The organism is Rhodococcus sp. R1101 (assembly GCF_000278445.1).
In the GTDB taxonomy this organism is placed as follows: domain Bacteria; phylum Actinomycetota; class Actinomycetes; order Mycobacteriales; family Mycobacteriaceae; genus Rhodococcus; species Rhodococcus gordoniae.
In genome coordinates this window covers 1-5,942 of sequence record NZ_AJVB01000235.1, presented here as the reverse complement: position 1 = coordinate 5,942, position 5,942 = coordinate 1, and the positions used below count along the sequence as shown (strand labels likewise).

Genomic DNA, 5,942 nt, shown 5'->3' with positions numbered 1-5,942 from the left:
TTCCGGTCGCGTCGACGAACGAATCGGTCAGCGCGATCCGGGCGGTGACCCGGCCCCCCGCATCGCCGACAACCCGGACCACGGCGTCGACGTCCTCGGGTGCGGCGTCCGGGGTGGTCACCAGGAGGATCGTGCGGCCGAGGAGCTCGTCGCGCACGATGCGCGGGCCGACGGTGGAGTCGAAACCGTCGCCGGCGAGCAGTTGCGCCTCGAGCCGGCTGCTGTGGTCCTCGGCCTGCTGGACCTCCCGGCGCAGCTCCGCCTTGTCGTCACGCAGGCCGGTGACGACGCTGTCGGCCAGCAGCCCGGAGCCGAGCACGATCCCGACCGCCAGGGCCAGGAACACCGCCACCAGGGAAACGACGTGATGGCGCATCGAGATCACGCGCGCAGACCCCGAATCCACTCGACGGCGTTCTCCCACCACTGCCGGGCGAGTTCGACCACGTCGCCCCCGAGGTTGGACACCGCGAGCGCGGCGATCACGGCGATCAGGGCCGCGAAGACGAGCAGGGCGATCACCCCACCCGAGACCCGGCTGCGATAGAGGGTGGCCACGGCCTTCGCATCGACGAGTTTCGGGCCGACCTTCAGGCGGGTCATCACCGCCGACGGATTCGTGTCGCGGCGACCGTGGTCGAAGAATTCATCGAGCGAGACGGTGCTGCCGACGGTCACCACCAGCGCCGCGCCGTGATGCTCGACGAGCAGCAACGCCAGGTCGGTGGGGGTGCCGACGGCAGGGAAGGTCATCGCGCCGATGCCGAGATCCTGAATGCGCTCGAGGCCCCGGGCGTGGCCGTCCGGGTCGGCGGGCAGCACCACTTCGGCTCCGGACTTGAGGGTGGAGGTACCGATCTCGTCGGGATCCCCGACGATCAGGTCGGGACGGTAGCCCGCCTTGGTGAGGCTGTCGGCGCCGGGACCGACACCCACCAGGATCGGCGAGTACTCCTTGATGAACGGCTTGAGGTCCTTGAGGTCCTGCACGTGCCCGGGACCGTCGGAGACGACGACCACGTGCCGGTCGCGCAGGTCGAGGTCGATGTCGGGGATACCGACGCCGTCGATGAGCAGCGGGCTCTCCGAGCGGATGAACTCGATGGTGTTGCCCGAGAACGCCTCGAGGTGGTCGACGAGCCCGGTCCGGGCCTCGATCATGCGGTCGGAGATCTCGATGTCGGTCTGCTCGTCGCCCTCGATGAGCAGCTTCTCCCCCGCATACACCCCGCCTTCGTGCACCCGGACCTTCGCACCGTCCTTGATCTTCTTGAAGACCTCGGTGCCGACGTTGTCCACCAGCACGATGTCGTGCGCGACGATCACTTCGGGGCCGAGATTCGGGTACCGGCCCGAGATCGACGGGGACGCGTTGATCACCGCGGTGACACCCGCCTCGACGAGCGCGTCGGCGGTGACGCGATCGAGGTCGACGGCGTCGAGGACGACCACGTCGCCGGGACCGATCCGGCGCAGCAGCTTCGCGGTGTTCCTGTCGACCCGGGCAATGCCACTCACTCCGGGCAACGTTTCGTTGTTACGGGACAGCAGCGCCGGCATCTTCATGGAAGAGATGATGCGCCGGTATACGAGTGAGGTTGTGGAGGCGCGCCGGGAGGCGTGTGAACATCGACCCGGCGCTCCGGCGGTTCAGCCGGTGCGCTCGGCGTGGGCGACGGCGAGCAACTCTTCGGCGTGCGCACGCCCGGTTTCGGTGTCGTCGAGCCCGGCGAGCATGCGGGCCAGTTCGGTGACCCGCTCCTCCTCGCCGAGGGTACGCACCCCGCTGCTGATCACCCCGGCCCGGTCGTCGACCTTGTCGACGACGAGGTGGGTGTCGGCGAACGCCGCGACCTGCGGCAGGTGCGTGACCACGATGACCTGATGGGTGCGCGACAGGCGTGCGAGACGCCGACCGATCTCGACGGCGGCGCGGCCACCGACCCCGGCGTCGACCTCGTCGAAAACCATGGTGGCGCCGCGCTCGGAGCCGGCGAGCACCACTTCGAGGGCGAGCATGACGCGGGAGAGCTCACCGCCGGAAGCGCTGCGGGCGAGCGGGCGGGCCGGGGCGTCGCTGTGCGGGGCGAGCCGGAACTCCACCTCGTCGATCCCCGATTCGCCGGCGTGCAGCAGCCGGTCGCCGACCTGCAACGGTGCCGTGTCGCTCGCGGTCGCCGCGCGGTCGGCGATGTGCACGTCGAGGACGGCGCGCCCCATCGCGAGACCCGACAGTTCCTTGCTCACGGCCTTCGCCAGCTTGCCGGCGACCTTGTGCCGTGCCGTCGACAGAGCGGTGGCGGCTTCGGCGGTGGCGGCCGCTTCGGCCTCGACCTCGGCGGCAAGCTTGTCGATGGCCTCGGCGGAGACATCCAGACCGGACAGGCGCTCGCGGGCCTCGCGGGCCCATTCGAGCACTCCGTCGATGTCGGCGGCGTACTTACGGGTGAGGTTCTTCAGTTCCGCCTGCCGGTTGAGGAGCGTTTCGAGAGCGCTCGGGTCGGACGGCAGGTCGGACAGATAACCGGAGATGTCGGCGGTGACGTCGGTGACCACCGCGATCGCTTCACCGAGGCGGGGGCCGAGCTCACGCAGAGCGGGATCGTCGCTGCCTTCGAGCCGGGCGCGGGCCTCGCCGAGCAGGTCGAGCGCCGCAGAGTACGCGTCGGCATCGCCGTTGTCGTCGCCCGCGAGGGCGTCGTGCGCGACGGTGGCCGCCTCGCGCAGCGAGTCGAGATCGGACAGGCGCCGCACCTCGTCGACGATGCGGGTGTCCTCCCCCGGTTCGGGTGCGGCGCGGTCGATCTCGTCGAGCCCGAAGTGCAATCGGTCGGCCTCCTGCGCGAGTTCGCGTGACCGCTCGGTGCGTTCCTGCAGCTCGGCTCGGGCCTCGAGCCAGCGCCGCCGCCGCGTGCGGTAACGCTCGAGCAGACCGGCGACGGTCTTGCCCCCGAACCGGTCGAGCGCGGCGCGCTGTTCGTCGGGGCGCAGCAGCCGCAGCTGGTCGTTCTGCCCGTGCACGGTCAGCAGCGGGCCGGTGAAGTCCGACAGCACCCCCACCGGCACACTGCGCCCGCCGAGATGGGCGCGGGAGCGGCCGTCGCTGCCGACGGTGCGCACGGCGATGATGCTGCCGTCCTCGTCGCGCTGGGCGCCGGTGGCCTCGAGCAGCTCGGCGATCTGCCGTTCGATGTGGCTGGGCGCCGGTTCGATCTCGAAACGCCCCTCCACCACGGCACGGCTCGCTCCGACCCGCACCCGGGACGGGTCGGCGCGCACCCCGGAGAGCAGGTGCAGGCTCGTCACGACCATCGTCTTACCGGCACCGGTCTCGCCGGTGAGCACAGTCAGACCCCCGTGGAAGCGTGCGTACGCCTCGGAGATCACACCCAGGTTGTCGATCCGGATCTCTGCGAGCATCAGAGTTTCCTTCCCCGCCAGCCCTTCACCGGAAGTTCGAACTTGCGCACCATCCGATCGGCGAACGGTGCCGAATCCAGCCGCACCCAGCGGACCGGATCGCATCCTCGCACGACTTCGAGCCGCGCACCGGCCGGGACGTCCAGGATTCGGCGGCCGTCGCAGAAGACCACCCCGTCGTGCCCACCGGCGAGGGTCTCGACGGCGATGATCGACTCGGGGCTGGTCACCAGCGGGCGCGCGAACAACGCGTGCGCGTTGCTCGGGATCACCAGCAGCGCTTCGAGTTCGGGCCACACGATCGGTCCGCCGGCCGAGAAGGCGTAGGCCGTCGATCCAGTCGGGGAGGCGACGAGAACGCCGTCGCAGCCGAAGGAGGAGACGGGACGGCCGTCGACCTCGAGAACCACCTCGAGCACCCCGAGCCGCGACTTGTTCTCGAGACTGGCCTCGTTCAACGCCCAGCCGCGGTCGAGGACCTCGTCGTCCATGCGCACGGTCACGTCGAGGGTCATGCGCTGTTCGACGCGGTATTCGCGGCGTACCACCTGCACGAGAGCTTCTTCGAGGTGTTCGGCCTCGGCCTCGGCGAGGAAGCCGATCCGGCCGAGGTTGATTCCGAGGACCGGCACCGCCGAATACTGCGCGAGTTCGGCGGCCCGCAGGAAGCTGCCGTCGCCGCCGAGGACGATCACCATCTCGCAGCCGGCGGCCGCTTCCGGGCCGGGTTCGACAACGCTGATGAAGCTGCCCGGCAGGGCGAGGACACCGAGTCCGTTGCTCACGGCCTCGTCGTCGAGGGTGCGCAGGCCGATGCCGGCCTCACCGAGGATCTTGGCGACCCTCAGCGCGGTGCCGGCGATCTCGTCGCGCCCCGAATGGGAGACCAGCAGGATCTCCCGGCCCGATCGCGCCGCATCGGTCGCGACGGTCTCTTCGCTCACTGTGGTCCTTCCTGCACCGCACGCTCGATCAATTCGATCACCGCCGGGTCGAGCTCTTCCGGCCCCGGTTCTCCGGCCCGCAGCCACAGGAAGTACTCGACGTTCCCGGACGGCCCGGGCAGCGGGCTCGCCACCGCTCCGAGGGTCCGCAGGCCCTGCCGCTGCGCTTCGCGCGCGACGTCGAGCACCGCCTCGGTGCGCAACGCCGGGTCGCGCACAACGCCGCCACTGCCGACTCGGTCCTTCCCCACCTCGAACTGGGGTTTGACCATCGGCAGCAGGTCGCCGCCCGGGGCGACGCAGGCCACGAACGCCGGCAACACCAGGTTCAGGGAGATGAACGACAGGTCCGCGACCACCAGGTCGACGCGTCCGCCGATCGTCTCGGCGTCGATGCTACGCACGTTTGTTCGATCGATCACATGGACACGCTCGTCGGACTGCAGCCGCCAGACCAGCTGGCCGTACCCGACGTCCACCGCGACGACCTCCGCGGCACCCTCGTGCAGCAGCACATCGGTGAAACCACCGGTCGACGCGCCGGCGTCGAGACAGCGACGCCCCGCCACCTGCAGCCCCTCCGGCGTGAACGCCTCGAGGGCACCGAGGAGCTTGTGAGCGCCACGGGACGCCCAGGAGACCTCGTCGCTCACCTCGGTGACGATCAGCGGGGTGTTCGGTTCGACGGCGGTCGCCGGCTTGGAGGCCACGGTGCCCGCTATCAGCACCCGACCTGCGGCGATCAGTTCGCTGGCGTGCTCACGTGAGCGCGCCAGACCCCGCCGTACCAGTTCCGCGTCGACGCGTGCCCGGCGTGCCACGTCAGATCTTGTCCACGGTCGACAAGGCCTGCACGAGAACCTCGTGGGCACGTTCGAGCATCTCGGCCTGTTCGAGCAACACGGACTGGTCGGTGCTCGCGGCGTCGGCGGCGGGTGCGCCCTCCCGCACACGGGTCAGCAACGCGTCGACCTCTTCGCGGACGCGTGCGGGATCGACGGTGGGGCGCGTGCCGGGAAGGTGTTCGCCCGGACGTGGAATCGGCGTGCTCATCGCCGTCCACGCTAGTCGATGTGTGCGACCGCACCACACACTCCGGTGCGGATCAGACCGTCGCCGCCCACGCGTCCACGACGGAGCGCGCATGCGCGTCCAGCGGCCGGACCTGCCCGAAACCGGGGTTGGCCCAGGCGATGTCGAGAAGACCCCGCAGCGCCTCCATCGGATCGGCCGCCGATTGCGTGGCAGCGAGGTGAAGATCACCTCCGTCGACCCTGACGTCCCACGAGGTGTGCGGGGCGACGCGAAGTAGATCGGCGGGCTGATCGAGGCTCGCGAGTGAGGCCGCGACATAGGTCGGGCGCTGTTCGGCCGAGGCCCGCAGTAGATCGTCGACGGTGCTCACCCCGGTCAGCACGAGCAGGGAATCCGCACCCACGGCGTTGGCACCTTCGATGTCGGTGTCCAGCCGGTCGCCGACCACGAGGGGACGTCGGGCGCCTCCGCGACGGATCGCGTCCTCGAGAAGCGGAGCAGCGGGTTTACCCGCCACGATCGGGATCGCGCCGGTGGCGTTTC

7 protein-coding genes are annotated in these 5,942 nt (G+C 70.2%); all 7 read right to left on the bottom strand.

What is annotated here, in order from left to right; translation table 11 throughout:
* Positions 1-376 (bottom strand): copper transporter (locus tag R1101_RS0114650; protein ID WP_232284761.1); only part of this gene is annotated, 376 nt, incomplete at its 3' end.
* A gap of 5 nt (positions 377-381) precedes the next feature.
* The gene (steA, locus tag R1101_RS0114645; protein ID WP_016934153.1) at positions 382-1,566 is read right to left on the bottom strand and encodes a putative cytokinetic ring protein SteA; all 1,185 of its coding nucleotides are present in this window, start codon (positions 1,564-1,566) and stop codon (positions 382-384) included.
* Positions 1,567-1,650: 84 nt separating this feature from the next.
* A complete protein-coding gene (gene recN, locus R1101_RS0114640; protein ID WP_016934152.1) occupies positions 1,651-3,420 on the bottom strand; it encodes a DNA repair protein RecN in 1,770 nt (589 codons plus the stop codon).
* Positions 3,420-4,364, bottom strand: coding sequence for an NAD kinase (locus R1101_RS0114635; RefSeq protein WP_016934151.1), 945 nt, complete (start codon positions 4,362-4,364; stop codon positions 3,420-3,422). Before R1101_RS0114635 ends, recN begins: the two co-directional genes overlap by 1 nt.
* Positions 4,361-5,185 (bottom strand): TlyA family RNA methyltransferase, encoded by an 825-nt coding sequence (locus R1101_RS0114630; protein ID WP_016934150.1) that lies wholly within the window; start codon positions 5,183-5,185, stop codon positions 4,361-4,363. Before R1101_RS0114630 ends, R1101_RS0114635 begins: the two co-directional genes overlap by 4 nt.
* A gap of 1 nt (position 5,186) precedes the next feature.
* Entirely contained in the window at positions 5,187-5,417 is a 231-nt protein-coding gene (locus tag R1101_RS0114625) for a hypothetical protein (protein WP_016934149.1), read from the bottom strand.
* Positions 5,418-5,469: 52 nt separating this feature from the next.
* On the bottom strand, positions 5,470-5,942 hold a 473-nt coding region (locus R1101_RS26895), incomplete at its 5' end, for an HAD hydrolase-like protein (protein WP_016934148.1).